The organism is Ectopseudomonas composti, from assembly GCF_900115475.1.
Classification (GTDB): domain Bacteria; phylum Pseudomonadota; class Gammaproteobacteria; order Pseudomonadales; family Pseudomonadaceae; genus Aquipseudomonas; species Aquipseudomonas composti.
The window spans coordinates 1-26,863 of sequence record NZ_FOWP01000018.1; the positions used below are offsets into that span (position 1 = coordinate 1).

The 26,863-nt window shown below is 62.1% G+C and carries 21 protein-coding genes; 9 read left to right on the forward strand and 12 right to left on the reverse strand.

The features are described 5' to 3' along the window. Positions 1 to 604: 604 nt before the first annotated feature. Positions 605 to 1,828: a CaiB/BaiF CoA transferase family protein gene (locus tag BM059_RS23235; RefSeq protein WP_074941531.1), complete on the reverse strand. Its 1,224-nt coding sequence runs from the start codon at positions 1,826 to 1,828 to the stop codon at positions 605 to 607. A 58-nt stretch (positions 1,829 to 1,886) separates the two neighbouring features. Then, positions 1,887 to 3,065: an acyl-CoA dehydrogenase gene (locus tag BM059_RS23240; protein WP_074941532.1), complete on the reverse strand. Its 1,179-nt coding sequence runs from the start codon at positions 3,063 to 3,065 to the stop codon at positions 1,887 to 1,889. A 180-nt stretch (positions 3,066 to 3,245) separates the two neighbouring features. On the opposite strand from BM059_RS23240, the gene BM059_RS23245 reads away from it, so the two are divergent. The 9 genes from BM059_RS23245 to BM059_RS23285 all read left to right on the forward strand — a co-directional run bounded on the left by BM059_RS23245 (position 3,246) and on the right by BM059_RS23285 (position 11,326). Beyond that, positions 3,246 to 4,139, forward strand: coding sequence for a LysR family transcriptional regulator (locus tag BM059_RS23245; RefSeq protein WP_074941533.1), 894 nt, complete (start codon positions 3,246 to 3,248; stop codon positions 4,137 to 4,139). Positions 4,140 to 4,612: 473 nt separating this feature from the next. After that, complete coding sequence (locus BM059_RS23250) at positions 4,613 to 5,734, forward strand: Re/Si-specific NAD(P)(+) transhydrogenase subunit alpha (RefSeq protein ID WP_037003962.1); 1,122 nt, start codon at positions 4,613 to 4,615, stop codon at positions 5,732 to 5,734. An 11-nt stretch (positions 5,735 to 5,745) separates the two neighbouring features. Then, positions 5,746 to 6,060 (forward strand): NAD(P) transhydrogenase subunit alpha part 2, encoded by a 315-nt coding sequence (locus BM059_RS23255; protein WP_003458205.1) that lies wholly within the window; start codon positions 5,746 to 5,748, stop codon positions 6,058 to 6,060. Between the two features lie 2 nt (positions 6,061 to 6,062). Beyond that, positions 6,063 to 7,499, forward strand: coding sequence for an NAD(P)(+) transhydrogenase (Re/Si-specific) subunit beta (locus BM059_RS23260; RefSeq protein WP_037003960.1), 1,437 nt, complete (start codon positions 6,063 to 6,065; stop codon positions 7,497 to 7,499). Positions 7,500 to 7,855: 356 nt separating this feature from the next. After that, entirely contained in the window at positions 7,856 to 8,071 is a 216-nt protein-coding gene (locus BM059_RS23265) for a DUF1127 domain-containing protein (RefSeq protein ID WP_037003959.1), read from the forward strand. A 226-nt stretch (positions 8,072 to 8,297) separates the two neighbouring features. After that, positions 8,298 to 8,501 (forward strand): DUF1127 domain-containing protein, encoded by a 204-nt coding sequence (locus tag BM059_RS23270; protein ID WP_037003958.1) that lies wholly within the window; start codon positions 8,298 to 8,300, stop codon positions 8,499 to 8,501. Positions 8,502 to 8,584: 83 nt separating this feature from the next. Further along, positions 8,585 to 8,908 carry a DUF2388 domain-containing protein gene (locus BM059_RS23275; protein WP_074941534.1) on the forward strand — a complete coding sequence of 108 codons (324 nt, stop codon included), beginning with the start codon at positions 8,585 to 8,587 and terminating at the stop codon, positions 8,906 to 8,908. A 145-nt stretch (positions 8,909 to 9,053) separates the two neighbouring features. Further along, positions 9,054 to 9,374 (forward strand): DUF2388 domain-containing protein, encoded by a 321-nt coding sequence (locus tag BM059_RS23280; protein ID WP_074941535.1) that lies wholly within the window; start codon positions 9,054 to 9,056, stop codon positions 9,372 to 9,374. Further along, the gene (locus BM059_RS23285) at positions 9,371 to 11,326 is read left to right on the forward strand and encodes a DUF7844 domain-containing protein (protein ID WP_074941536.1); all 1,956 of its coding nucleotides are present in this window, start codon (positions 9,371 to 9,373) and stop codon (positions 11,324 to 11,326) included. Before BM059_RS23280 ends, BM059_RS23285 begins: the two co-directional genes overlap by 4 nt. Before the next feature lie 98 nt (positions 11,327 to 11,424). Here BM059_RS23285 and BM059_RS23290 read toward each other — a convergent pair whose 3' ends face one another. The 10 genes from BM059_RS23290 to BM059_RS23335 all read right to left on the reverse strand — a co-directional run bounded on the left by BM059_RS23290 (position 11,425) and on the right by BM059_RS23335 (position 26,806). After that, complete coding sequence (locus BM059_RS23290) at positions 11,425 to 13,062, reverse strand: VWA domain-containing protein (RefSeq protein ID WP_074941537.1); 1,638 nt, start codon at positions 13,060 to 13,062, stop codon at positions 11,425 to 11,427. Between the two features lie 78 nt (positions 13,063 to 13,140). Continuing rightward, positions 13,141 to 13,632, reverse strand: a complete 492-nt coding sequence (locus tag BM059_RS23295; RefSeq protein ID WP_074941538.1) for a hypothetical protein — start codon at positions 13,630 to 13,632, stop codon at positions 13,141 to 13,143. A gap of 117 nt (positions 13,633 to 13,749) precedes the next feature. Further along, complete coding sequence (locus BM059_RS23300; RefSeq protein WP_244154452.1) at positions 13,750 to 14,442, reverse strand: hypothetical protein; 693 nt, start codon at positions 14,440 to 14,442, stop codon at positions 13,750 to 13,752. A 45-nt stretch (positions 14,443 to 14,487) separates the two neighbouring features. Beyond that, positions 14,488 to 16,005, reverse strand: a complete 1,518-nt coding sequence (locus BM059_RS23305) for a formylglycine-generating enzyme family protein (RefSeq protein ID WP_074941587.1) — start codon at positions 16,003 to 16,005, stop codon at positions 14,488 to 14,490. Positions 16,006 to 16,033: 28 nt separating this feature from the next. Beyond that, positions 16,034 to 17,260 (reverse strand): ABC transporter permease, encoded by a 1,227-nt coding sequence (locus tag BM059_RS23310; RefSeq protein ID WP_074941539.1) that lies wholly within the window; start codon positions 17,258 to 17,260, stop codon positions 16,034 to 16,036. Beyond that, on the reverse strand, positions 17,247 to 17,945 hold the full coding sequence (locus tag BM059_RS23315) for an ABC transporter ATP-binding protein (RefSeq protein ID WP_074941540.1): 699 nt from the start codon (positions 17,943 to 17,945) through the stop codon (positions 17,247 to 17,249). The genes BM059_RS23310 and BM059_RS23315 overlap by 14 nt, the downstream gene beginning before the upstream one ends. A gap of 10 nt (positions 17,946 to 17,955) precedes the next feature. Next, positions 17,956 to 19,893, reverse strand: a complete 1,938-nt coding sequence (locus tag BM059_RS23320) for a vWA domain-containing protein (RefSeq protein WP_074941588.1) — start codon at positions 19,891 to 19,893, stop codon at positions 17,956 to 17,958. Between the two features lie 194 nt (positions 19,894 to 20,087). Further along, positions 20,088 to 21,110 carry a hypothetical protein gene (locus BM059_RS23325; protein ID WP_074941541.1) on the reverse strand — a complete coding sequence of 341 codons (1,023 nt, stop codon included), beginning with the start codon at positions 21,108 to 21,110 and terminating at the stop codon, positions 20,088 to 20,090. A 3-nt stretch (positions 21,111 to 21,113) separates the two neighbouring features. Beyond that, on the reverse strand, positions 21,114 to 23,828 hold the full coding sequence (locus tag BM059_RS23330; RefSeq protein WP_074941542.1) for a putative virulence factor: 2,715 nt from the start codon (positions 23,826 to 23,828) through the stop codon (positions 21,114 to 21,116). Then, positions 23,825 to 26,806 carry a virulence factor SrfB gene (locus BM059_RS23335; protein WP_074941543.1) on the reverse strand — a complete coding sequence of 994 codons (2,982 nt, stop codon included), beginning with the start codon at positions 26,804 to 26,806 and terminating at the stop codon, positions 23,825 to 23,827. Before BM059_RS23335 ends, BM059_RS23330 begins: the two co-directional genes overlap by 4 nt. Positions 26,807 to 26,863: the final 57 nt, after the last annotated feature.

Below are 26,863 nucleotides of genomic sequence, written 5' to 3' on the forward strand. Positions count from 1 at the left end.
CTTGCATGTGTTAGGCCTGCCGCCAGCGTTCAATCTGAGCCATGATCAAACTCTTCAGTTCAATACTGCTTGGGTTTTGAGAAAACCCTAAACTTGGCTCAGCAATCGCAAATCTCTTTATTGCTAAAGAGTTAACCCTCGAATTAACGAGTGTTGCTTTGTGATGCTGATAATCAGTTGACTATCAGCCTTACCTCACAAGCACCCACACGAATTGCTTGATTCAGTTGTTAAAGAACAGTTGGTTAAGTCTTTCGCCTCAACCAAGGCCGCGCATTCTACAGCAGCCTTTCTATCTGTCAAGCTGTTTTTCGAATTTGTTTCCGGAGAAACTTCTTTCGACTCAACCACTTGCAAAACCTCAGCTTCATCTCTTCCGCTTCGGTGAGGCGCGCATTCTACAGCACCTCTTTACTTCGTCAAGTTGTTTTTGAAGAAATTTTCTTTCTATCTCAACAACTTAGCGCTTCGTCGAACCTGGGTTCGTCTCAGCGAGGCGCGCATTCTACATGAGCCCAGCGTGCTGTAAACCCCTGATATGCAAAAAACCGCAGAAAAAGGGTCGAAGCCATTCACCCTCTATATAGAAGACAAAATGACCGACTCAAATCACGCCCGCCTCACGCAATTGGGCTACCTGCGTTTCGCTCATACCCAGCAAGTTACGCAGCAAGGCATCAGTGTGCTGGCCCAGTATGGGCGGAGCCGAGCGATAGGCCACTGGCGTTACAGACAGGCGCAGCGGACTGGCGACCTGCGGCGTACTGCTGCCCAGCGCATTGGGCAGGTCGAGACGCAAACCTCGCGCCTGCACCTGAGGATCGGCGAACACCTGCTGAAGATCGTTGATCGGTCCACAGGGCACCCCGGCCGTTTCCAACTGCTCGGCCCACTGCGCCGTGGTCTTGAACACCGTCGCCTGACGCAACAGCGGGATCAGCTCGGCGCGGTGCGCGACACGCGCCTTGTTGGTGGCGAAGCGCGCGTCATCGGCAAGCTGCGCAATACCCGCAACCTCGCAGAACTTGCGGAACTGCCCGTCATTGCCAACCGCCAGGATGAAGTTGCCATCGGCACTGGGGAAATCCTGGTAGGGCACGATATTGGGGTGAGCATTACCCAGGCGCTTGGGTGATAGATCTGTCGTCAGGTAGTTCATGGCCTGGTTGGCCAGGCAGGCGACCTGCACATCGAGCAACGCTACATCTATATGCTGGCCGATACCGGATTGCTCACGCTGATTCAACGCAGCCAGAACACCCACGCTCGCATAGAGCCCCGTGAGGATGTCGGTCAGCGCCACGCCGACCTTCATCGGCCCGGCGCCCTCCTCCCCCTCTGGACGCCCGGTCAGACTCATCAAACCGCCGAGCCCCTGAATCATGAAGTCGTAGCCAGCACGCTTGGCGTATGGCCCGGTCTGGCCGAAGCCAGTAATGGAGCAGTAGATCAGGCGCGGGTTGATCACCTTGAGCGATTCGTAGTCGAGGCCGTATGCAGCCAGACCACCTACCTTGAAGTTCTCCAGCAGTACGTCGCACTGCGCGACCAGCTCACGCACCAGGCGCTGACCTTCGGGCTGGGTGAAATCGAGGGTCAGCGACTGCTTGTTGCGATTGGCACTTTGAAAGTAGGCCGCCTCACGCGAATCGTTACCCTCGGCATCCTTTATATAAGGAGGCCCCCAGTGCCGGGTGTCGTCCCCCGAGCCGGGACGCTCGACCTTGATCACCTCGGCACCGAGGTCACCGAAGATCTGCCCAGCCCAAGGGCCGGCCAGCACGCGGGACAGATCGAGCACACGGATATGAGAAAGAGCGCCAGGCATGAAGGTTCTCCGGAAAGTGCGCCACGCGCACCATGGATCGTAAGACAGGTGTGCGCTATCAGAAGAACGCCTGGATGCCGGTCTGCGCACGACCGAGGATCAGCGCATGCACATCGTGCGTACCTTCGTAGGTGTTGACCACCTCAAGGTTGACCAGGTGACGGGCGATGCCAAACTCGTCGCTGATGCCATTGCCACCCAGCATGTCGCGCGCCAGGCGGGCGATATCCAGCGCTTTGCCGCAACTATTGCGCTTCATGATCGAGGTGATTTCCACCGCTGCGGTGCCTTCGTCTTTCATCCTTCCCAAGCGCAGGCAGCCTTGCAGGGCCAGAGTGATTTCGGTCTGCATGTCGGCCAGCTTCTTCTGTATCAGCTGGTTGGCCGCCAGCGGGCGACCGAACTGGTGGCGATCGAGCACGTACTGGCGTGCGGTGTGCCAGCAGAATTCGGCCGCGCCCAGCGCGCCCCAGCTGATGCCGTAACGGGCGGAGTTCAGGCAGGTGAACGGGCCACGCAGGCCGCGCACATCCGGGAAGGCGTTCTCTTCGGGGCAGAACACGTTGTCCATGACGACTTCACCGGTGATCGAAGCGCGCAGACCGACCTTGCCGTGAATCGCCGGAGCGGAGAGGCCTTCCCAGCCTTTTTCCAGGACGAAGCCGCGAATCTCGCCGGCATCATCCTTGGCCCAGACCACGAAGACATCGGCGATCGGGCTATTGGTGATCCACATCTTGCTGCCGGTCAGGCGGTAGCCGCCTTCGACCTTCTTGGCGCGCGTGACCATGGCGCCCGGATCGGAGCCATGATTCGGCTCGGTCAGGCCGAAACAACCGATGTATTCGCCACCGGCCAGCTTGGGCAGGTACTTCTGCTTGGTCGCCTCATTGCCGAACTCGTTGATCGGCACCATCACCAGCGACGACTGCACGCTCATCATCGAGCGGTAACCGGAGTCGATACGCTCCACTTCACGGGCGATCAAGCCGTAACACACATAGTTCAGGCCACTACCACCGTAGGCCTCGGGAATGGTCGCCCCCAGCAGGCCGGTTTCGCCCATCTCACGGAAGATCTTCGGATCGGTCTGCTCATGACGGAAGGCCTCGAGTACGCGGGGCGCCAACTTGTCATCGGCAAACTGCTGGGCGCTGTCACGCACCATGCGCTCTTCTTCGGTCAGTTGCTGATCCAACAGCAGCGGGTCGATCCAGTTGAAGCTTGCCTTGGCCATTACGAGAAACCTCGAAGCAGTGATGTGAGCGGTCGATCCAGCCGACCCGGAATGACATTGATCCTAGGCCGGCTTTGTGCAATGGACAAACGCAGATTCTGCACATACCTGTGCTTTTTCCTCACTTCGAGATAGCTTAACTAGCCATAAATACCGTTCCTGAGTGAGGCTTTCGCATCAATGCGCCGCAAGATCCCCAGCACCGCCGCTCTCGTCGCCTTCGAGTCGGCCGCACGCCACCAGAGTTTCACCAAGGCGGCCAACGAGCTCAATCTCACGCAGAGCGCGGTTTGCCGGCAAATCGGCGGGCTGGAGAGCTTTCTCAATGTCGAACTGTTCCGCCGTTCGCGGCGCGGCGTGGTGCTGACCGAAGCGGGCGTTGCCTACAGTCGCAAGGTCGCGGCGCAACTCGATGCAGTGGAGCGCGACACCCTGGGCCTGATGGGTAATCAGGGTACAACCAGCATAGAACTGGCGGTGGTGCCGACCTTTGGCACTCAATGGTTGCTCCCTCGCCTGCGTGCCTTTCAGCAGCTTCACCCGGAAGTGACGGTGCACCTGACCAACCGCACACGCCCTTTCCTGTTCGCAGACACCCACTTCGATGCCGCCATCTATTACGGTGATGCCGAGTGGTCGGGTACCGAGGCGCACTTTCTGATGCACGAACACCTGCTGCCGGTGTGCAGCCCGGCACTGTTGGGTGACGCCCCGGTAACAGTCGAGCGCATTGCCGCTCTGCCCCTGCTGCAGCAGACCACCCGCCCCTACGCCTGGCGTCAGTGGTTCGCCGCCCAGGGCATGAGCGTCGCTCGAGACATGACCGGCCCACGCCTGGAACTGTTCTCCATGCTGGCCCAGGCCGCGAGACACGAAATGGGCATTGCCCTGATCCCGCCCTTCCTGATTCAGCGCGAACTGGAAGAGGGCAGCCTGGTGGTCGCCCTTGATCGCGCCGTGCCGAACAATGACCGCGCCTATTACCTGATGGTGCCGGAGCGCAAGGCCGAGTCGGCAGCACTGAAGGCCTTTCGTGACTGGCTACTGGGCGAGGCCAACGCTTACCAGCAGTAATGACCAGCGCGAAACCGTCGCCACCATTAACACCATCACGACCAATGAAAGGATAAATAGGGACTGGTAGTAGAAAGTTAGTCACGCTACACAATCAATTAGCGAAAAAGTACGCCAAAGCCACTACTTTCGGGCCATAGCACTATTCCGAACACCCTGTGCATTACCTTCCACACTCGATACCAATCGACCAGCGGTCATTCCCGCTGTGAATGCCTAAGCAGTGCCCTAGACGCCGCTTTACCTGCCTTCCCCCAGAATCCACGCGGGCTGCGCGCAGTATAAAAATCCCTCATAGACCTATTACTTGTAGTAATCCATTTTTTTTACTCCATAACTTCTTGTAAGGGTCTGCGTTCGATTGCACAATCGCCGCGCTCGCCACCTTCTGGCGGGTTATGTGCTGATCCCCAATCACCGGCGTGCCAGCGTAGTGCGCAGGTTCACCCAAAAGATCACGCAGGAGATTAGAAGTGCACATCGGTGTTCCTCTCGAAACCCATGCCGGGGAGACGCGGGTTGCCGCGACGCCCGAGACCGTCAAGAAACTGGTTGGCCAGGGCCATCAGGTGACCGTCCAGAGCGGTGCCGGCATCAGTGCCAGCATCCCGGACAGCGCCTTTGAAGCCGCTGGCGCCACCATTGGCAACGACTCGGCCGCGTTTGGCGCCGACCTGGTGCTGAAGGTGGTCGCGCCGACCGACGCCGAACTGGCTCATATGAAGAGCGGCGCCGTGCTGGTTGGCATGCTCAACCCGTTCTGCAACGACACCATCGCGCGCATGAATGCCCGTGGCATCGTCGCCTTCGCCCTGGAGGCCGCACCGCGCACCTCCCGCGCGCAGAGCCTGGACGTACTGAGCTCGCAGGCCAATATCGCCGGCTACAAGGCCGTGATGCTCGCCGCCAACCACTACCCGCGCTTCATGCCGATGCTGATGACCGCTGCCGGTACCGTTAAGGCCGCACGCGTGCTGATTCTCGGTGCTGGCGTCGCCGGCTTGCAGGCCATCGCTACGGCCAAGCGCCTGGGCGCGGTGATCGAGGCCTCCGACGTGCGCCCTGCCGTGAAGGAGCAGATCGAGTCGCTCGGCGCCAAGTTCGTCGACGTGCCGTTCGAGACCGACGAAGAACGCGAGTGCGCGCAAGGCGTGGGCGGTTATGCCCGACCGATGCCTCAGTCCTGGATGGAGCGCCAGGCCAAAGCCGTGCACGAGAAGGCCAAACAGGCCGATATCGTCATCACCACCGCACTGATTCCCGGCCGCAAGGCACCGACGCTGCTGCATGAAGCCACCGTCAGCGAGATGAAGCCCGGCTCCGTGGTCATCGACCTGGCCGCTGCGCAAGGCGGCAACTGCCCGCTGACGGAAGCAGATCAAGTGGTGGTCAAGCATGGTGTGACCCTCGTCGGCCACACCAACCTGGCCGCCCTGGTGCCGGCAGATGCTTCTGCCCTGTACGCACGTAACCTGCTGGACTTCCTCAAGCTCGTGATCGACAAGGAAGGCCAGTTCCAGCTCAACCTCGAAGACGACATCGTCGCGGCGTGCCTGATGTGCAACGCCGGCGAAGTCGTGCGCAAGAACGGCTAAGGAGTAGGGACATGGATCTGATTTCCGACGGCATCTACAACCTGATCATCTTCGTGCTGGCCATCTATGTCGGCTACCACGTGGTGTGGAACGTCACCCCGGCCCTGCACACCCCGCTGATGGCCGTGACCAACGCCATCTCCGCCATCGTGATCGTCGGCGCCATGCTGGCCGCCGCGCTCACCGTCACCCCGCTGGGCAAAACCATGGGCACCCTCGCCGTGGCCCTGGCCGCGGTGAACGTGTTTGGTGGCTTCCTGGTCACCCGACGCATGCTGGAAATGTTCAAGAAGAAAGCGCCGAAAGCGGCTGCGGAGAAGCACTGACCATGAGCATGAACCTGATCACTGTTCTCTACCTTGTCGCCTCGGTGTGCTTCATCCAGGCGCTCAAGGGCCTGTCGCACCCGACCACATCGCGGCGCGGTAACCTGTTCGGCATGCTCGGTATGGCCATTGCCGTACTCACCACTGTCGGTCTGATCTACAAGCTCGGCAGCGAGCTGGCCATACAAGGGCTGGGCTTCGTCATCGTCGGCCTGCTGGTCGGCGGCAGCATCGGCACCATCATGGCCAAGCGCGTCGAGATGACCAAGATGCCCGAGCTGGTGGCCTTCATGCACAGCATGATCGGCCTCGCGGCCGTGTTCATCGCCATCGCCGCCGTGGTCGAGCCGCAATCGCTGGGTATCGTCGCTGCGCTGGGTGATGCGATTCCGTCCGGTAACCGTCTGGAGCTGTTCCTCGGCGCGGCCATCGGCGCCATCACCTTCTCCGGTTCGGTGATCGCATTCGGCAAGCTGTCGGGCAAGTACAAGTTCCGCCTGTTCCAGGGCGCTCCGGTGGTATTCAAAGGTCAGCACCTGTTCAACCTGGTGATCGGCCTGGCGATTTTCGGTCTGGGTCTGTACTACACCTTCACCGGCGACATCACTGCCTTCGCCGTGCTGGTGGCGCTGGCCTTCGTCATCGGCGTGCTGATCATCATCCCCATCGGCGGCGCCGACATGCCAGTCGTGGTGTCGATGCTCAACAGCTACTCGGGCTGGGCGGCCGCCGGTATCGGCTTCTCGCTGAACAACTCGATGCTGATCATCGCCGGTTCTCTGGTAGGTTCTTCCGGCGCGATCCTCTCGTACATCATGTGCAAGGCGATGAACCGCTCGTTCTTCAACGTGATTCTCGGTGGTTTCGGTGGCGCGACTGACGCAGCCGGCCCAGCCGGAGCTCAGGAAGCCCGCCCGGTGAAGTCCGGTTCAAGCGACGACGCCGCGTTCCTGCTGACCAACGCCGACACCGTGATTATCGTCCCGGGTTACGGCCTGGCCGTAGCCCGCGCGCAGCATGCGCTGATGGAACTGGCGGAAAAGCTGACCCACCGTGGCGTGACAGTGAAATACGCGATCCACCCAGTTGCCGGGCGTATGCCGGGCCACATGAACGTACTGCTGGCCGAAGCCGAAGTGCCGTACGAACAGGTGTTCGAGATGGAGGACATCAACTCCGAGTTCGGCCAGGCCGACGTGGTACTGGTGCTCGGCGCCAACGACGTGGTCAACCCGGCAGCGAAGAACGATCCGAAGTCGCCGATCGCCGGCATGCCGATCCTCGAGGCCTACAAAGCCAAGACCGTAATCGTCAACAAGCGCTCGATGGCCAGCGGCTATGCCGGCCTGGACAACGAACTGTTCTACATGGACAAGACCATGATGGTCTTCGGCGACGCCAAGAAGGTGATCGAGGACATGGTCAAGGCCGTCGATTGAGCCCTGACCAGTCAGACAGGAAACCCGGCCACGTGCCGGGTTTCTCGTTTTGGCACCAGTAGAAAGCTGATATTCAGGTCAACAAGCACAACAGATCAATTTGAAACTGTACTGCTTTAAATACCAGTACTATTGGGTTGCACCCAGGTAAAAATCTCGTATAAATCGGTTGCACCCAGTCTTTTCACTTAATGGCAGTACAGTTGTTCCAATTTCTGACCTAACAGTTACAAAGCAACCTATCTAATAGCACAACAATTTCATCCAGCTGTGACTACTGAGCCACTGCTTCGCTCGGGATAATTTGCTCATCGAAAGCAAACACCAGACCCGCCACAAGCGGAAGGATGACTACCATGGAACGTACCCTCAGTTCCGCCCTGCTCCAAACTCACAGCGTTGCCAGCGACAAATCTGCCTGGCTGCTCCGCGCGATCGCCACCCTCAGCCTGTGGCAGCGCCGCATCGTCAGCCGTCGTCAACTGGCTCGACTGGATGCCCGCCTGCTCGCCGACGCCGGCATCAGCGAAAATCAGCGTTACGTCGAACTGCAGAAGCCGTTCTGGCGTTAACCACCCCGCTTTGCTCCCTCCCAAGTTGGGATCTTCTGAGAGCTCCACCGTCTCTGCTGCGGTGGGGCTTTCGTTTTATCTGCAACAGTCATCGCCCTGGCGAGCAGTACAGTTGCGATAAAATCTCCACTGCCCCCGCACAATTCCCTCCGGTTGTATCTGCTCGTTCACGAACGCTTGCGAGACCATGAGCTGCCCCACCCTTGTCTCTCGACAGGAGCACGCCATGGACCGCACTCACGAACCGCTCTCGCACCCTGCACACGGCAAGTCCCTGCACTGGCTCGGTCTCTACTCGACACTGCGTCATTGGCAGCGCAACCGCCGTACCCGTCGGCAGTTGGCGCTGCTCACCGAGCAACAACTGGCTGACGCCGGCATCAGCACAACTGAGCGCGAGCAGGAACTGGCCAAGCCATTCTGGCGCTGAGCCAGCAATGGAGCGGGAAACCGTGATGGGCTAAGCTGCGGATGCGGGCAGAACAGCGTCCCGCCCTACCGGAGCTACCCCATATGCACCTGAAGAAATCCCTGATTGCAGCGCTCCTTTCATTGGGGCTGGCAGGCACCGCCTGTGCCAGCAGTCTGGTCGCGACGACCGATACGCTGGGGGGAGCCTTGGCCGGCAGCGTCGAGGGCACGTCGGACGCGACCAGTTCGTTGCGCGACATGAAACAGCTGCGCGCGGCCCGCGATGATGCCGCCAGCTTCGTCGCCAGCGCTGGCGCGATCCGCAGCGCGCGGCTCGAAGCAGCACTGGAGCACATTCGCCATCATGACGCCGAGTTGGCGACGGCGGATGATCTGGCCCTAGCTCAGGCCATTCTCAGCCTGTGAAAACTTTGCACACGTCTATCGATCAGCTCGCTGCTGACCGGCGCTGCCTGGCCCCGTAAACTTCGCCTACCTGCCTGGTCGCGGGGAACCGCGCCGGCCTGTCCACGTCAAATCGTCCGTTCTGCAGTTCTCGGAGCTACTTATCATGCGTCGTTCATTCGTCATCGCCGTCGCCGCCTGCGCCCTGTTCAGTGGCATCGTCCAGGCCCAATCCGTGGTCGCCACCAGCAACATCGTGGTGCGCGCCCTGGATCGCAGCATCAATTTCACCTCCGACACCACCACGTCGCTGCGCGATATGAAGGCCGTGGTGCAGGCCCGTGACGACGCCGCCAGCTTCGTCGCCAGTGCCGGTGAGATTCGCGGCGCGCAACTGGAAGCTGCGCTGCAGACCATCCGCCAGCAGCTGCCGCAGGCGCAGACTGCCAGCGACCTGCAACTGGCCGAAGCCATTCTCGCTCTGTGATCCACCTCGCCGCCTGGTGCTGCGTCGCGCTGCTGGCGATAGCCGCAGGCGGCGCCCAGGCGCAGCTACGCCTGGACCTGGACGACAGCAGCCTTGATGCCGCCGAACGCCAGGCGAGCCAGACCCTGCTTGAAGAGGCGATGGCGGCATTGCCCCCTCGTTTCGTCCAACAACTGGATCGCCAAGTAAGGGTCAGTTGGCGTGCCGGGCTGCCCGCGGAGGTCTACGGTCAGGTCGGGCGTTTCAGCGGTATCGAGCTCAATGCCGAACTGTTGCCGAGGCTGGTCGACGGCTCGGCGGCAGAAAATCGCACCGGTCGCCCGCACGGCACCGAACGCCAGGAACTACTGGCCACTCTGCTGCACGAACTGACCCACCTGTATGACCGCGCCCGTCTATGGCCTGCGAGCGATCACCGCCACATCAGCCAATGCCGACAGCGCGCCAACTCGGTAGGCCTGGTCGGGCTGCCAGAGGATTGCCGTGGCCAGACCGAGCGACGCTTCACCCTCAGCGATGACCCGCGCCTGCTCGATCTGGCCGGTTGGCAGCAACGTGTCGGCCAGCGTGGCGCGCGCGACCTGGACAACGGCCAGGTCGCACGTAGCCCGGACAGCTACGAGCTGAGCAACTCGCTGGAGTTCGTCGCGGTCAATCTCGAATACTTCCTGCTCGACCCCAGCTACGCCTGCCGCCGTCCCTCGCTGGCGCGCTATTTCCGCGAGCACTTCGACTGGGCGCCGCCCAGCGAGCCCTGCGCCAGCGACTACCCCTACCTCAATGCTGGGCGCGACTTCGCCCAGCAGCCATTGGGGCGGCTCGACCCCGAGCGCGTGTATCAAGTCGACTACCTGCTCGCCGAAGCCAATGATGCCTGGATAAGCCGCTGGGGCCACAGCATGCTACGCCTGGTGGTCTGCGCGCCGGGCCGGCCGCGTGGCCCGGACTGCCGTCTGGATCTCGACCACCATCTGGTGCTGTCCTATCGCGCCTTCGTAGGCGACCTGCAACTGTCGAGCTGGGACGGCCTGACCGGCGTCTATCCATCACGCCTGTTCGTGCTGCCGCTGGAGCAGGTGATCGACGAATACACCAAGGTCGAGTTGCGCAGCCTGGCCTCGGTGCCGCTGCGCCTCTCGCGCGACGAGGTCGAACAACTGGTGGTACGTGCCGCCGAGCAACACTGGAGCTATGACGGCGACTACTACTTCGTCTCCAACAACTGTGCGGTGGAAACCCTCAAGCTGCTGCGCAGCGGCACTGGCAACCCACGTCTGCAGGCGCTCGACAGTATCCTGCCCAACGGCCTGCTGGAGTTGATGGATGCCCGCGGCCTGGCTGACACCCAGGTGCTCGACGACCCACGCGAGGCACTGCGCCTAGGCTATCGCTTCGACTCCTTCCGCGAGCGTTACCAGGCGATGTTCAAGGTGCTGCGAGAGCGCTTGCCGATCACTCAGGACAGCGTCGAAACCTGGCTGGAGCAGACCGCCGAAGCTCGCCGCAGCTGGTTCGACCAGGCCGACCTACGCGCCAGCGCTGCCTTGCTGCTGCTGGAGCAGGCCGCACTGCGCCGGCAATTGCTGTTGGCACAGGATGAACTCAAGCGCCGCTACCTGACCGGCCGCGCCGCCGGCGACCCAAGCCTGAACAAGGCCGGCGCCGCGCTGGAACAGATTCTCGCCAATAGTGGCTTCCTCAGCCGCCCAGCCGAACTGCTCGAAGGTGGCTACGGCTTGCCGCAGCAAAAAGAATGGGAGCGCCTTGAGGCCAGCAGTCGTGAGCGCCAGCAGCAACTGCGCCAGCTCAGCGACGAACTCGATGGTGAGGTGCGCAACCTGCTGCAACCCGAGCGCCTGGCCGAACTGGAAGCCAACGAGGCCAACCTGGTTGCCCTCGGAGAACACCTGCGTGCCTTGCACAAGGCCAGCGGTGGACTGGAGTTACCGTAAGGCAAATGCGCAGACCGAAACTCAACGCAGCGTGAGGGTGGACAGGCACGTCGCTATACAAGCCTAGCCTCGCTCTCCCTTTGCGCCCACCCTGGTTCTTAGCGCTTGCAGTGTGCTGGCGGCAGCACGTCCTGCGCTGCCTGATTGGTCATGATCTGCAGCTCATTGACATTGCGCGCGGTGAACACCTTGCCCCCGGTCGCCGCTGCCAGGCAATTACCGGCACCGGTGCCGAGGATATCGACCACGTTGATCTTCAAATGCGGCTTGCTGCGAGCCAGGGCCTGGGCTATCGCGCAAGGATCCTGGTTGCAGCTCTCCTCGCCATCGGACACCACCAGCATTACTGATTCGCGGTTGACCCCATCGAGCATCTGTCCGGCTTTGGCAATGCCGTCGGCCAGAGGCGTGCCTTGTATCGGTGTCACGTTGCGCAGGCGTGACAGCAGATCGGCGCGTTGGCCAGGGCCGAAGTAGCCAACGCTGCGTGCGCCCGGGCAGCTCTCCACCAACACCAGCCCGGCGTTGGCGTCACTGGGCAGTTGTTGCACCACGCCGATGGTCGCCTCGCGCGCCGTGGTGATGCGCTTGGGCTCACGGAATACACGGCCCATGGTGTTCGGGGCATTGGTTCCAAGTAGCAGCTGCGTGGCGATATTGGCTACTCCTTGCACCATCGTCGCCTGTTCGATCTCCTTGGGCGTGGCCAGCATGCTGATATCCATGGAGCCGGAAGCATCGAAGACAATGACCATCTCTGGCGCCAATTCCTTCGGCCGCTCATCGGGGCAGAGATTCTTGGCATTCGTGATCAACTGCTCCTTGCAGTTCTTCGCCAAGCTCTGCTCGACCTGCTCGCGCAGGGCGGCGTTGTCCTTGAGCAGCGGCTCTTCGCGCTGCATCTTCTGCAGGGCCGAACAGTCTCGGGCGATGCCATCGATACGCTTTTTCAGCAGCTCGGCAGGATCCGGCTTGGGCTCGGGTTTTGGTTCAGGCTTGGGCTCGGGAATCGGCGGTGGTGGCGGAATTTCCGGCTCCGGTTCGGGCTCCTCGACCACCGGTTCCTCTTCCGCTGGCTCCGGCTCGGATGGTACCTCCTCAGATATGGCCGGCTCTTCGGCCACCGGAGGCTCGACCGGCGCGGGCGGGGTTTCCGGCTCACGACAGAACAGCCACCACCAGAGCGCCGCCAGTAGTGCCAGCAGCAACAGGGCAAGCAGCAACCACAACCACCAGCGCCGCTTGCGTGGCACCTCGCTGACCACGGCTGCTGCGCCAGGCGACAGCGCGCCCGCCGCCGCGGTGACAGGCGTGATCGGCGGCACAGGGAGTTGGCCACCGCCCCAGAAGGTCACCAGCGGCTGGCCATTGAGCGAATACAGGGTCGAGGTGTCGGGATAACGGGCCGCTTCACGCAACAGAGCAGCCTGCCGTACACCATCGCCACCCTGCGCATCGAGCTGGCTAGCCAGTTGTTCGATGGAAGCCAGTCGCTCGTCGAGCAAGTGGCGCACCTGCGCCGCCTCTTTCTCATCCAACTGGCTGAACGGTACCGGCTGGCCGCCGAGATCCGAATACCACTCGACGACATCGCCCTCGGCCTGCTTCGGCTTGGCGTACAGGGTCGCCGTGCTCGGCGGCAGGTGCCGGCGCAGGATCTGCGTGAGTTCGCCATGACCGGCCAGCGCATCTGCCGCACTACGGGTTTGGGAGGACAGGCGGGAGATTCGCTTCATGGCGGTCAGCTTCCTGCTGAGAGAGTCAGGGAAAGACCTGCTAGCGGAACGACCAGCATGCAGGTGTAACGGCAGTGCTCAACGCAGTCCAAGGTCGCTTTCCAGGCTGGAAACCTTGCTGCGCAGTTTCTGCAGCTCAACCTGTTTCTGCAGCACGGCCGGATTCTCCTGCTGGTTGATGTTCTGCAGGTCTTTTTCCAGTGCGGCGATCTCCGCCTCGATCTTCTGGTTGCCTTTGGCCTTGCTCTTGAGTTCACCAAGCAGGGCATTCAGCGACTTGTTCAAGGGGGCGTACTGCGCCTGCTGGGTCGCCAGGTCCTTGCCGACCGACGCCTTCTCCTGCTCGATGGCGGCGTAGACATCACGAAACAGCTGGTTGGTTTTCTGCTCGTCGAGCAGGATTTTTTCCTTCTCCTCGACGCGCTGGGCGTAGACGCCCTGGGTCTTGCAACCGAATTTGGTGGCGAACCCGGCATCGGCATTGCGTGGGTCGCATTCCTGCGAGGTCACAGCACAGCCAGCGAGGGTGACGACGCCGGCCAGCAGGATAAGAGCGCGAAGTGGGTGCATGGACGTTTCCTTGAAGCGTGATGACACGGCCTGATCGTTTACGTAGGAGCCCGCTTGCTGGCCATCTGGCAGAGCGCGCTGATCGCCAGCAAGCTGGCTCCTACAGCCTTTGGCTATTTAGCCGAGCCGGATCGACGAGCGTTGCTGGTACAGCTGGTCGATTTCCGACTCCAGTTGCGCGACCTGCTTCTGCATCTTGCCAATCTCCGCATCCAAGGTATCGGTACGGGCACCGTTGTCGCGCTCGGCAGCGGCAACCTTGGTCCACTCCTGCTGTTTGGAACGTACGTCGGCCAGGGACTTCTTCAGGTAGGCGGTATTGGCATCGATCTCGGCGATCTGCTTCTGCGCCTGGGCGCTCTGCACCTTGTTGGCGGCAATGTCTTGCTTGATCTGTTCGATCTTGCGCTTGTCATCCGCGATCACGCTACGCGCGGTATCGCTGAGCATCTGCAGCTCCTGGTTATCCTTGCGCACGTCGGCGATGGTCGCATCCAGGCGGTCTTCCGCGTTGGCATACTGGCTACGCTGGGTATCCAGGTAGTAGTTGGCGCCCATGCCCACGCCACAGCCAGCCAGCCCAGCAGCAACCATGCACTGGGTCTTCTTGCTCGGGTTACCCAGCTGGCAGGCAAGCATGCCGACTACCGCGCCACCGGCACAGGCTTGCCAGCCCGACTTGCTGAAGAACTGCGCCGAACTGCTGTTGGCCAACCGTGGGTCGACCGGCGCCTGATTAGCAGCCGGCGTCGTGCCGGTGGTCTGACAGCCAGTCAATACGAGAGCGAGACCCAGAACGACCCATTTCATCCGTTGATCCAACAACGCTACTGCTTTCATGTCCATGCCCTTCGCTTAAATGGATTTACAGGATTCCAGCCACTGACTGCGCGCCACTTTGCCGCTTTTCATGTAGCTATTCAGATTCTTCCAGTGAGTGTCGAGGTAACTGCGCAGGTTGCTTTTGCTGCGCGCCGCCATTTGTTGAGCCACCACACTGACTTGCGGCTCGACGGTGGCCGAGGTGTAGTTGAGCGCACCACTGACCACCGTGTCGGCATAGTAGTTGAGCATGAAGTCGAGCACCTTGCGATGACCTTCGAGCTGCTCTTTGCGCGCATCGCAGCGGCTCATCTGGTCATCTTCACCCGCTTCACAACTACGCTTGTAGTTGCCTTCCAGAGTATCGAGGAACATGCCATCGTCCTTGAGTTTGGTGCAGAGGAAGGCACCCAATTGCAGTTCGGAGCGGATCGCCTGGTCGCGCTGCTCGTCACGCGCCTGGGTGTTGGCGCGCAGATCGCCGCGCAGTTTTTCCAGTTGCTGCTTGAGCGCGTCATCCTGTACGCCGCTGGCGATGCTGGCGATTTCCGCGACCGGGTCCTTGTCGTCCTTGCTGCCTGTGGCCTTACTCGCCGCCGGAGTGCCGAGTTTCTTCCAGTCCTGCTCGACCTGCTTGATGCGCTCGCGCGAGGTCAGCACCGGCGCCACCAGGGCCAGGCGCACACCGCCGGTCTTGAGCTTGTTCTGCTCGCCAGCACTGGCGTAGTAGGGCTGTTCCTGGCGCAACGCGGTACGCAGCTCGGCTTGCGGCGTCAGGTAGTTGCCGCCACGCACGATGTAACCGCCGGCCTGGCCGTGCTGACGATCGAGCTTGTTCAACCGGAATGGCTCAAAGAGCATTTCATCGACGTTACCCAGGACGTCATGCAAGCCCAGCGGATTTGGCTTGAGCAGACCGGTCAGCTGCAACTTGCCATTGGCCGACTGCGCACCGGCGAACCAGGCATAAGCACCAAGCCCACCATCCGGAGTGGGGAACCGAATGTCACGAAACTCGGCCTGGGAGACGGCCATGCCGCCACGCGCGGCAAACTCCCACTCAGCCTCGGTCGGCAGGCGCAGGAAGCCGGCAGCGCCGTCCTCCGTGGGCAACTTGGCAGCGGCATTCTTGCGTAGCCACAGGCTGTATTTGTCGGCAAAGGCAGTGGCGTCGAACCAGCTGATGCCGACCTGCGGCAGGCGCAGCTTGGTCGAAGGCGCCGGACAGGTATCGTTCATCACGGCCTGGTATTGCAGCTCGTTCAACTCGTACTTGGCCAGCAGGTAATAGCGCCCCGGTTCCGGTTTCTGCACCGTGAAACTACCGGCGATGTAGCTGGGCCGGGCCTGCTCGATGTAGCCCCACTCGTCGCTATCCTGGCCGAGCGTCACGCCGTAGTCACCCATCGGGCTGGCGACCGGTACCTGTACCTTGCGCAGCACCAACGAGCCCTCGCACGGCATCGGTAGGATCACGTCATCGGCCAGCGGTTTAGGGTTGTAGTACTTCTCCTCCCAGGCAGCCTGGGCCGGCAGGCTGCTCAGCGCCAGCAACGCTACCGCTGCCAGCAAGGCCTGCTCAGAGGTCGCGCAGGCTTTCAGCCGGTTGAATGTGGATCGCACGAAACCCTCCTACAGCCGCCACGATGATGGCGATCAGCAATGCGCTGGCGAAGGCCAGCAGAATATGAATGTTTTCCAGTTTACAAACGAAGCCGCCGTCCGCCAGGTTGCTGCCTAGTGCCGAGTTGAACACGGCGCTGCCGATCAAATAGGCACCGTAGCCGAGGACGAAGGCCAGGCAGGTAAGCAGCGCCGCCTGGATCATCACGTAGGCCCCGGCGGCCGAGCGCTGGAAGCCGAGCAGGCGCAGCAGGGCCAGATCCTTGCGCTTGCGGTCGATATTGGCGAGAAAGGCGCCGGCCAGCGAGGCCACGCAGCCGATCACCGCAGTCCAGGCGATCACCGCGAAGATCAGCCCGAGCACATGGCTGATGGCTTTTACCGATTCGATTTCGCGGGCCCGTGTGCTGCTTTCGATATGTTCGCCATCCAGCCAGGCAGCAATGCTGGCCACGTCATCCAGGCCGCTGGCGTAGACCCGTGCACGGGCATAACGCTCGCGCAGCGGGGCCGCCTCGCCGGTGCTGAAACCGAGCAACGGCACCGCATAGCCATCGCGAAAGTTCTCCATGGCCACCAGCAGGTCGAGCGATACCAGCACTGCCTGGCGGGTAAAGACGCTGTGCTCCAGTACGCCGGCGACCTTTACCGGCAGTTCGCCGCGTTCGTTGTTGCCATCGAGCTTGCGCAGTACCAGCAGGCGCAGGGTGTCACCGGCCTGCACGCCGAGCTTGCTGGCCGCGCTGGCACTGAGCAGCACCTGATCGATTGCTGCCGGTGCGGGCAATGGGTCGATCAGCGGGTCGCCGCTGGCGGTGGGGATGACTTCGGCATTGGCGACGAAATGCTGGCTGTCGCGCAGCAGGTCGGCCTGGGTGTTCAGCGAACGGGTCAGCGGGATGACGAAGCCTACGCCAGGCTGGGCCCGCAAACGCTCGAACCAACCGCCGGCCAGGTCATAGTTGCCGAGCACGCGCACTTCGAGGTTACGCGGGTCGCTGAGCAGCTCGTCATTGAGCTGCGAGACCACGCCGTGCTTGAGGCCGAACAACAGCAGCAGGGGCGCGATCACCGCCACCAGCGAGGCGACGATGCACAGCGACACCTTGCGGTCGTGCCACAGGTCGCGCGCTGCTAGCTCGATCAGCAGGTGCAGTCGCGGACGCACGTCAGGCGGCGTCATGGAACACCGTGCCGTCGGCCTGGCTGTCGGGCGTGCCGACGATATTGCGGATCGCGCAGTCGCGCACCAGATCCCAGTCGTGAGTCACCAGCAGCGCGGATATCTGGAAGCGCTGGACGATCTCGATGATCAGTTCGAAAAGCCGCCGCGCCTGCAACGGGTCGAGCGCCGCAGTCGGCTCGTCGGCCAGCAGCAGGTCGGGCTCGTGGGCGATGGCGCGGACAAACGACACGCGCTGGCGCTCGCCGATGGACAGCTGCGCCGGCAGTTTGCCCAGCAAGGGCTGCAGGCGCAGACGGCCGATTGCTTCATCGACCAGTTCACTCTTGCCGGGCAAGCCGAGCATGCGCCGGGGCAGTTCGATGTTCTGCCGCACACTGAGAAACGGCAGCAGGCCGCCACTCTGCAACACGAAGCCCAAACGCTGGGCGCGGATATCGGCCAATTGCGCCTGGCGGTCATCGCGCAGCAGCGCGGCAACATCCAGCCCACCGGTATCTCCAAGGCGAAACTGACCGAGCCCGTCGGGACGCAGGATCAGACCAATCATTTCCAGCAGCGTGCTCTTGCCACAACCGCTGGCACCGGTGATTGCCGCCACCTCACCACGGCCAAGAGTCAGGCGCGGCAAGACGATCTGGTAGTCGCTACCCCGGCGAATGCGCATGTCCTCGATATGCAACATGACTCAAGTCCTAAGGCAAAGCCTCAAGCGGCACCGGGTAGACGTGCTCGCGTGGGTCGCTGCCCGGCGCCAGGGACACCCAGCGGTCGGCATCGGAGTTGTAGCGCTGGTAGTACTTGAGCTTGGTGTTCAGGCGACGAATGAATTTCTCCTGCTCCAGCCCTTCCATGCCTTTCCAGGTTTCCTCGTCGAGACTGAGCACATCGCTGAGATAGGGCAGGCCGTCCAGATATTCAGCCATCAGGCCCATGTCGGCGACCTTGATGGTCTTGTCCTTGAGCTGGTTGGGATCCTTGCCCATGGTCGCGGCCACCGAACGCAGGCGCTCGAACATGTCGCTGGGTGAAATCAGGCCCTCGTTAGCAGCGTCGGCGATCTGCTTGACCACATCGCTAAGGTCGCTGAGCTGGCTCTTGGTCATCAGCACACGTACGTCGGTAGTGGGTACGTCCTGACGCACGAAGTCGCGGTCACTGATCCACGCCTGGAACACCGGCGGCGCACTGGCACCGGTCTTCTCGCCAAGGTAGGCCAGGCGCATGGCGTGGCCGAGCAACTCGGCATCCTCGGCCAGAGCGGCATCGCCACCTTTGCCGGATTTCGCCTTGGCGTACTCTGCATCGGCACCCAGCGCGCTACCGGCCGCCATGTCGCCACGATAGGCCGCCTTGACCTGTGCGGTGATGGCATCGCCAAGGCTGTCGACCATCTTGCCGAAGCTCTCGACGTTGCCAGCGTCCACCGGGTAATACAGCGGCTTATTGAGGAAGGCGTTGGTCGACAAATCCGTGTACTGCACCTCGGCCGAGGCATGATTCTTCGAGCCGCTCGGGGTCTTCAGGTGCAGGCTGTAGATCGCCACGCCACGGTACTTGGCCTCCAGGCGTACCTGGTCAGCGTTCAGGCCTGTGGACGACAGCTTGCTGTCACCATCGACTGCACCCGCATCGGTAACCAGTACGATGTAGCGTGCACCGAACTCATTCCATTTGACCTGATCCAGCGCCTGCATCACGCCGGCGTAGGTGTCTTCGTCGTAACTGCTACTGGACGCGGTAGCCGGCTTGAGCTCGGCGACCTTGGCCAGAAAGTCTTTACCGTCCTTGACCGTGCTCGGGTCGACGTACATCTTGCTGACGTATTCGAGCTTGGGCACTTCCTTGGTGCTGGAGCGGTAGGCGACTAGGCCGAACTTGACCTGATCCAGCAGTTTTTCCTGCTCGACGTGATCGTAGATACGCTTGACCGCCTCGCGGGTGCGGTCGATGTAAGGCCCCATGGAAATGGTCGAGTCGATGACGAACACCACCGCAGCGCTGAAGCCCTTGAGGGTGTTGGCATCAGCATTGGCCGTCTTGTCCGCGTCTTTCTTGTCGGCCGACTCCGCTGCACTCACCGAGGCGACGTTGAGCAGGCGCACCTGGAAGCCCTTCTCGGTGAAGGTTTCCTCGGCTTCCAGCACCGGCAACAAGTAGAAGTTCTGCGCCAGATCCACCGCGTAATCCGGCTCGCGGGCAACCACTGCCGGATCACGACCCTTGGCCTTCATGTTGGCCAGGATCGGCTTGAGCAGTGGCGCCGGGTCGTCCTTGGCAAAGAGTTGTTCGAGACTGTCCTTGTTGCGGAAGAACAGCAGCGGATCACGCCCGGCCGGATTGGTCAGGGCCAAGGTCATCTGCATCTTCCACGGTACGGCGCAGTCGCCGTTGATCCAACCAACAGTCTTGCCGTAGCTGTCGGGGCCGACCCTCAACCACTCGGCGTTGCCTGCCTGCTCACGCTGGTACACGTAGAAGCGGGTGAACGCCGGCTGCGCCTTGCCGGCACTAGCGCCGGCACTATCGCCAAGCTGGCAGGTCGGCGTGGTCAGCACGCGCTGGTAAAGGGCCTTCTTGCCTTCCTGCAGCAGCGGTTTGTCCGCTGCCATCAGCGGCGCTGCCGCGCCCATCAGCAGGCCGGCGAGCAGCGACAGGTTGAGGCCTTTGGCGGTGCGCAGGGCAATGCCGAGCAGATAAGGTGCCTTGGGTAGGAGCCAGCTTGCTGGCGATGTTGTCGATCCGCTGATCGCCAGCAAGCTGGCTCCTACAGAGGCCCGCATTGCATGAGGGCAAACGTTTGGCTGACGGGCATTGGTGCGCAGGCTCATTTCTTCAGCTCCTCCAACCGTTGGCTGGCGTCCTGGTTGCCCGGGTCGTTGTTTACCGCAATCTCATACCAGTAGGCGGCTGTTTCGCCGTCGGCGGCTTCGATGCAGCCACCGCTGGTGTGATGCTGCGGGTCATATTCGCGGGCATAGGCGTAGGCAACGGCGGCGTCGCCCGACTGCGCTTTGTGCGCATACAGTCGCTGCACCACACCACAGCGCTTGGCTTCCTTGGCGGCGGCGATCATCTCCAGCACCTGCTCGCTGGACGGATTGGACTTCAGGCAGGCCTGGATAAAGGCCAGGTCTTCACTGCCCTCGCTCAGGGCTTGCGCGCTGCAAACCGCCGCGTCACCTGCCGCGGGGGTAGTGCTTGAGGTAGCGGCCGTATCCTCTGTCGCTGGTTTGCGCAGCAGGAACCACCAAGCGGCAGCGGCCAGGGCCAGCACGAGCAGCAGGATGATCAGGATCAGCGGCAGCTTGCTGGGATTTTTAACAGTCGCTGGCGGTGGTGGCGCTATGGGTTCGGCAACCAGCGGCTCGTCGAGGGACAGCTCGACGGGCTCCGGCTCGGCCTCTGGCTCAGGCAGTGGGACTGGCTCGGGTTCTACGACCGGTGCGATAACCGGCTCGGCCTTGCGCTCGACTTTCTTTTCGTCGTGGCTCGAATTACCGGCGGCCTTCGAGGACAGGATGGTGCCGAGGATGCGCAGCACACCCTTGTCGCTGCCGTCCTCGTTACGCAGTTGCAGCATGTAGGCCATCTGCGGGTCGAGCATCAGTGGGTCGATCAGCCAGGGGCCGACCTCGCCATTGAGCTTTTCATCAACCAGGTTCAAGCCATCGAGCGTATGCCATGATGGGCTGGTATCCCACTCACCGCTTTCACCGAGGTAACGGCCATCCTGATTGCGCTGCACGGTCAGTTCGAGGGCATCGCTGCCCTCCTGCCAACCATGTACGGTCAGCTCTCCATGGCCAGGTTGGCCGCTCTGCGCTGCCTTCAGTTCGATTCTCAGCATGACTTATTCCGTCCGATCCGCATGCAGGGTGGCGAGCACCTTGCCCAGCGCCTCGTTCTGCTCCGGTGTAATTTCTCGGCCAGCACTGTGACCGGCGTTGTCTTCAGCGATCTTGGTCAGTGCCACCAACCAATCGCCCACATAGTTGCGTGTGTGTTCCAGAGGTTGCGCAGGCAATTGCGGCAGCTTGCCCGGGACGATAACCGGCGGCGCCTGGAAAAGCTTGGCGCCACGCTCGATGCGACTGTCAGGACGCTGTTCCAGCGGTGCCTCGATGAAACCTAGCCAACCGATGAAATCGCCCAGCACGGTTTTCGCAGTAAGCACCTGGCGCCCGGCCAGTTGCTCGCGTTTGGTGCCAATCTGCTCGGTACTGACGATGGCCTGTAGCAGGCGTGTTTGCAGGTCGAGGCGACTGGCACTGGTGATGAGTTCATCGACTAGAGCCTCGACCGCTGGCTTGGAGAAGCCTAGATAGGTCATCAGGCGCATGTCTTCAGGCAGGTGACGCAGGTGGCTGATCCACTCACGCAGTACGGCCTGGGCGAAACGTGCATCGCTACCGCTGGAGCGTAGCGGTGCGACATCGCTCGACGAGCGGGATGTCGGCTCGCTGTCACCGAACAGGTCGAAACCATCGTCGTGACCCAGGTCGTCACCCAGGTTGAGCGCGCCCCCGCTTACAACACCGCTGCTTCCGCTATCGCTCACCAAAGCAGTAGGTTCTTCGTCATCAGCACGCAGGTACAGACCTCGAACCAGATCGTCAGGCAATTGCATTCTCTGCAACAGTTCACCCAGCAGAATGCGCCGCGGCCAGACCGCGTCAAATATTTGCTTGGCGATCTTGCGCTTCTTCTCCAGCTCACCGGCGCCTTCGGCCTGGAACCAGTGGCCGAGGCGGTTTTCCAGCAGATGCAGTACATCATCGAGCTGTTCACGAATACGCCCCAGCTTGACCTCGCGCAGCGCCACACCTCGCAGGTACTGGCTGATACGGCCCATGCCGCCATCGTTCAGCGCGAGCATCGCATCCCAGGCCTGCAGCGGCTGGTTGACGTGACGCTGTACGGTTTCGTTTTCGCCGAAGGTGCTGCGCATCAGCGCCAGCGAATCCTGGGCGGTGGCGTTGATACCAATCTCTTCACCCGCCTGCACATCGAGGAAGGTCACCTTCATGCGCGGTTTGCGCACCAGGAAGGTGTTGTCAAAGGGCTGGCCAGCCGTCCACTCCTGCAGCCAGGTGTACTGGCCGAAGCGTTCGAGCATGGTCATCTTCATCATGCCGCCACTGCCCCAGCCGAGGCGCAGCAGGTCTTCGCACTTGTCCAGGTCACTGCCGATACGCATGTCGAACATGGTGATGGCCCACAGCAGGCCCGGTTTGCGCAGGGCGCGCTCTTCGGGCTTGGCGCCCTGGGTCTTGTCGATCCAACGGGTCAGTACCGGGCCGACGGCGGTGACGTCGGACTGCTTGTTCGACGGCGTGCAGACGATCAGCACGTTCATTTCCTGGCTGTCGGTGTAGCGCTCGAACAGGTAGGCGACCTTGCCACGCAGGATCAGTTGCGCCACCGGGCTGGCCTCGTCGCTGCTCACCGCGCGGCGAACGTCGTCCAGCGATTCCACCGACAAGCGACCGCGATAGCCGGGGAAATCGAGCAGGTCGACCTGCTCGAACAGCGGCTCGCTGGTCGGCTCCACCAGCGGGAACACCAGCTCGACGGTGAGCGCCGCCAGTTGCGCCAGGGACAGCTCGACCGGTGCGCGAAGTTCACCGTCGATCAATGGCCGCACGCCGATGCGCTTGTCGCTATCCTTGCCCAGACGCTCGAGCATGTCGACGTTCATGATGCTGTCGGCCTGCGACAGGCCCTTGTCGGTCTGCCGTACCAGAGCGTCGAGCGGGGCGAACACGCGGTCGGCGTTGCCCAGGCTGCCCAAGGTCTTGGCGAAGCTCTGATAGGCCTCGCTCAGCTCGTTGATCTCGCCCCAGAAGATCGAGAACAAACGGGTGCGATCCTCAACTGCCAGCCAGGGTGCCAGCTCCACGGCCGCCGGCCAGTAGTAACCGGCCAGGCCACTCAGCGACGCCGGGAAGCTGTCTTGCAGGTAGTTCCACAGGGCGACCACGTCGTCTTCGCTGACGCCGGGCACCGGCTTGAGCTGGCGACGCTTGCCGAGGTCCTTGAGCAGTTGGCGGATGGCCGCTTCGTCGAGGCGGTACGACACCTTCTCGGTGTTGAAGTCGTTGAAAAACGAGTTGGCCAGCACCTTGGCCATTTCTACCTCGCCGAACAGCTTCAACTCCAGCGGGAAATCGTCCGGGCCGGGGCGCGCAGTGCGGCTGAAACGGGTGACCAGACCGGTGGCCTCTTTACCACCACCCGGCGGATTGACGTGGGTGAGGAAGTCCAGGCGGCTGCCACCGAAATCGGTTTCCAGCTTGCCGTTGGCACCGGCAGCCAGGGTCGAGATCAGGTACGACTTGCCGGCCTGGGACAGGCCGAAGAACCCCACGGTCATCGGCAGGCCGGAAACGCCGCCCAGCCGTCGAGCGGTATTACGCACGCGGCGCAGGCTGAGGATCAGGTCGTCGGCTTCGTTGTCCAGGCGTGGCGCGCTGCGGCGCACGTCGTCGATCCAGCGGATCGCCTCTCCGGCACCGGTATGAATGGCGGCCCAGTGTTGGGTCAGTTGCTCAGGCGAGTTACTCATTTTCGAAACACGCTCCCGCTGTCGAGCCAATATTGGGATTCACCCAGCCCGGCGTCGGACAGGGTGTTGAGGCGCAGGCGAATGTGCGAGCGGCTGACCGAACCACTGTTGGACTCGGCGCCAAGGAATTCAAAGCTCTCGCTGCCCTCGGCCGGATTGCGCGAAGGCTTGATGCCCAGACGCACCTTGAGCACCAGGCCCTGGGCGGCGACCTGCTCGCGTAGCTTCTGGTTCTCGATGCTGAGGATGTACAGCGGCGCTGCCGACCAGCGTTCGTTGGCCAGTTGGCGAAAGCCCAGGCGCATGGTGCCGCGCATGTCGAAGGTCAACTCAGGCAGCTCGTACTCGGGGTCGTCGAGATCGATATCGCGGAAGTAGACGTTGCCGTCCTTGATCACGTTGTTGTTGTCGATCAGACCGAGGAACTTCAACGTCGAGTAGGGTTTGAACGCCGCCGAACGGAAGAAGAAGTTGGGCAGACGCAGGCTACGACTGAGCAAACAGAGCATGGCGCCGACCGCAGCCGTGGTCTTCGGATCCTCGATGCGATCCAGCTTGTTGAACGGGTACCAACCACCCGTGCGGTACTGATTGAGCGGCAGGATGCGTCCCGGCGGCAACGGCAACAGCTTGCGAAACAGCGCCTGCAGGCCGGGCAGGCGCGACGGCCGGCCCGTGAGCAAGAGCACGTCGCAGGGGTAGCTGTGGACGACTTCGCACAGCGCCTGGATGGTCTTGCCGATGTTCATGCGGTCACCGATGAACGCCTCGTGAATGCGCCGCAGGCTGACATTCAGCGGTGTGGCGAGCAGGTCGAACGGCTCACTGCCGCTACCCAGCTGGCGGCGTACGGCGCTGCTGAAATAGTCGAGCACATCGTCGGTGGGACGCTCGTCGCCGAGCAGTTCGCCGAAGGTGCCACTGACCAGGGTGCCGGCATCCAGCGGGTCGTATTGTTCGTAGGCCTTGAGCAGGCGCAGGCCGATGGGGCTGAACAGCTGCAGGGTCAGTTGCTGACGCAACACGGCGTCCTGCACAGCCAGAGGCTCGCTACCGATCAACTTGGACAGCAGCGCATCGGGGTTGTCGACACCCGCCTCGCGCAGCGCCGTGCCCAATGCCGGCAGGACGAACTGGCGGATCACGTCGAGCAGGATGTCGTCACCGGCGACCTTGAAACCATCGCGAAGCCGCTGTGACGGGGTGATGTAGACGTTGCTGCCCACGCCATCGTCGAGCCGGTACTCGGTGATCACCAGGTCGGTGGTGCCACCACCAATATCGATCGAGGCGATGGTCAGGCGATCCTTGTGCGGCTGATCCGGGCGCGCCATGGTGGCAAAGAACTCCTCCGGACGGCCGGCGAAGTTGTTCTGCGTTTCGTTGAACAGGTAGACGACCTGGCCGCAGGTGGCCTCGTCCCACTGCACATGCACTTCCGGCAGGAATGGCCAGGCGGTCTCGCGGCTCTTGGCATCCTTGATGTTGATCGGATCATCTTCGGGGTGCCAGCCGAGGCTCTTCCACACCAGGCCGATGGCCTGCTCCATGCACTTGGCGAAGATCTCGCGCTCGGGCTTGGGCATCGACGGCGGCACGGTGAGGATGATCGAGCGCAAGTGGCGCGGTACGCGCGAATGGCTCATGCGCAGGCGCTGCGACGGGCTGTTGATCTGCATCAGCGCCTGGCCGAGCACTTCGCAGAGCATGAAGGTCATCAACGAGCTGCGCGAATAGTGCGGGTGGAACACCGGCATGCGTTCATCGAAGGGCAGGCTGTAGAGTGCCTGACCTTTCTCATTGATTAGCCCGGCGACGGGCGCGGCAGTGGCGTGTGGCTCACTCTCGGATTTGACGTAGGCGCAGTTGAAGCGCCAGCCCGGCTCGTAGTTGTCCTCGTCCCACAGGTAACGCTTCGGGCTGGACAGGCCGGTCGAGCCTTCGGTGCCACGTCGGCGACTGGCCAGACGCCCGGCCTCGCAACCAATACGGGCGATGGTCGGCCACTGGAAGGCCTCGCGACGGCCACTTTGCACAGAGAAGTGATCCTTACCGAATACCGCCTGGGCGAACTCGATACGGCTTTCGAAAGGTTCCGGATAAACGTGCTCGGGCTGGGTCAGGTCACGCAGTTCCAGCTCGTAGCGCTTGCTCAGGCCATCGTTCTCCTGCGGGTGATCTTCGATCAGGATGCCGCAGGTGCGCGAGTTGCCGACATCGAGCACCATGTCCACCGGAATCGCCTTGTGCAGGTCGCTGTCGCGGTTGGACACCACCTTGAGCTCTGGCACCGGCAACGCCGTACCGAGCAGGTGCAGCAGGTTGAGGTAATGCGCCTGGTGATAGAGCTCCTGACACTCGTGCTCGATGTCATCGAGTTGCATGCGTATCGGCGGCAGTTGCGCCTGCTCGGCGAACACTTCGCGCAGCCAGCCATCAACCCAGGCCAGGTCGAGAAACCAGCCCATCTCGTCGGCCTGATGCGCCAGGGCAAATGCTGCGCCGGCGCGCACGTCGTCACTGGTCGGCGCCAGATAGGCAGTATCGCTACGGCTGGCGAACACCTTGGTATCGAAGGCCAAGGTCACCCGGTGGGTATGACCATCCGGGTCCTCACCCTCCTTGAGCTCAATGATGCGCATGCGCGCCCAGTTCGACGGGCCATCGTCGAAACGCCGAGGCGGACTGAAGCGAAAGAATGGCAATGGCAGCCACAGGCCCTTGAGCAGGCGCACCGACTGGTCGACCGCTACGCTGTAGGCCGGACTCACAGGATTGCCTGGGGCTGCCGGATGAAAAAAGCTGTTGTTGCGGTCATCGAACATCAGCCGCGCCAACGGGCCATCGTTGCGCTGGCGGACGAACTCGCCAGGCAGTTCGCGACGCAGTTCAAGGGTCACGGCGAAATCCAGGAACTGGACACCGCTGCCCATAATCAGGGTGATCTTGTCTTCGTAGTCGGTCTTTTCTGGAAACATGATGCGTTTTTCCGCCCTGTTCTCGGGTCGTGGCAGGCCGTTGGAACCGCCTGGAAT

Bases quoted from the DNA above. Each gene is read 5' to 3' on its own strand.
- BM059_RS23335 (WP_074941543.1), bottom strand. From the start codon at position 26,806: ATGTTTCCAGAAAAGACCGACTACGAAGACAAGATCACCCTGATTATG.
- BM059_RS23280 (WP_074941535.1), top strand. From the start codon at position 9,054: ATGCGTCGTTCATTCGTCATCGCCGTCGCCGCCTGCGCCCTGTTCAGT.
- BM059_RS23315 (WP_074941540.1), bottom strand. From the start codon at position 17,945: ATGTTGCATATCGAGGACATGCGCATTCGCCGGGGTAGCGACTACCAG.
- BM059_RS23270 (WP_037003958.1), top strand. From the start codon at position 8,298: ATGGACCGCACTCACGAACCGCTCTCGCACCCTGCACACGGCAAGTCC.
- BM059_RS23290 (WP_074941537.1), bottom strand. From the start codon at position 13,062: ATGAAGCGAATCTCCCGCCTGTCCTCCCAAACCCGTAGTGCGGCAGAT.
- BM059_RS23320 (WP_074941588.1), bottom strand. From the start codon at position 19,893: ATGGGCGCGGCAGCGCCGCTGATGGCAGCGGACAAACCGCTGCTGCAG.
- BM059_RS23295 (WP_074941538.1), bottom strand. From the start codon at position 13,632: ATGCACCCACTTCGCGCTCTTATCCTGCTGGCCGGCGTCGTCACCCTC.
- BM059_RS23300 (WP_244154452.1), bottom strand. From the start codon at position 14,442: ATGAAATGGGTCGTTCTGGGTCTCGCTCTCGTATTGACTGGCTGTCAG.
- BM059_RS23265 (WP_037003959.1), top strand. From the start codon at position 7,856: ATGGAACGTACCCTCAGTTCCGCCCTGCTCCAAACTCACAGCGTTGCC.
- BM059_RS23275 (WP_074941534.1), top strand. From the start codon at position 8,585: ATGCACCTGAAGAAATCCCTGATTGCAGCGCTCCTTTCATTGGGGCTG.
- BM059_RS23245 (WP_074941533.1), top strand. From the start codon at position 3,246: ATGCGCCGCAAGATCCCCAGCACCGCCGCTCTCGTCGCCTTCGAGTCG.
- BM059_RS23235 (WP_074941531.1), bottom strand. From the start codon at position 1,828: ATGCCTGGCGCTCTTTCTCATATCCGTGTGCTCGATCTGTCCCGCGTG.
- BM059_RS23325 (WP_074941541.1), bottom strand. From the start codon at position 21,110: ATGCTGAGAATCGAACTGAAGGCAGCGCAGAGCGGCCAACCTGGCCAT.
- BM059_RS23310 (WP_074941539.1), bottom strand. From the start codon at position 17,260: ATGACGCCGCCTGACGTGCGTCCGCGACTGCACCTGCTGATCGAGCTA.
- BM059_RS23330 (WP_074941542.1), bottom strand. From the start codon at position 23,828: ATGAGTAACTCGCCTGAGCAACTGACCCAACACTGGGCCGCCATTCAT.
- BM059_RS23240 (WP_074941532.1), bottom strand. From the start codon at position 3,065: ATGGCCAAGGCAAGCTTCAACTGGATCGACCCGCTGCTGTTGGATCAG.
- BM059_RS23255 (WP_003458205.1), top strand. From the start codon at position 5,746: ATGGATCTGATTTCCGACGGCATCTACAACCTGATCATCTTCGTGCTG.
- BM059_RS23260 (WP_037003960.1), top strand. From the start codon at position 6,063: ATGAGCATGAACCTGATCACTGTTCTCTACCTTGTCGCCTCGGTGTGC.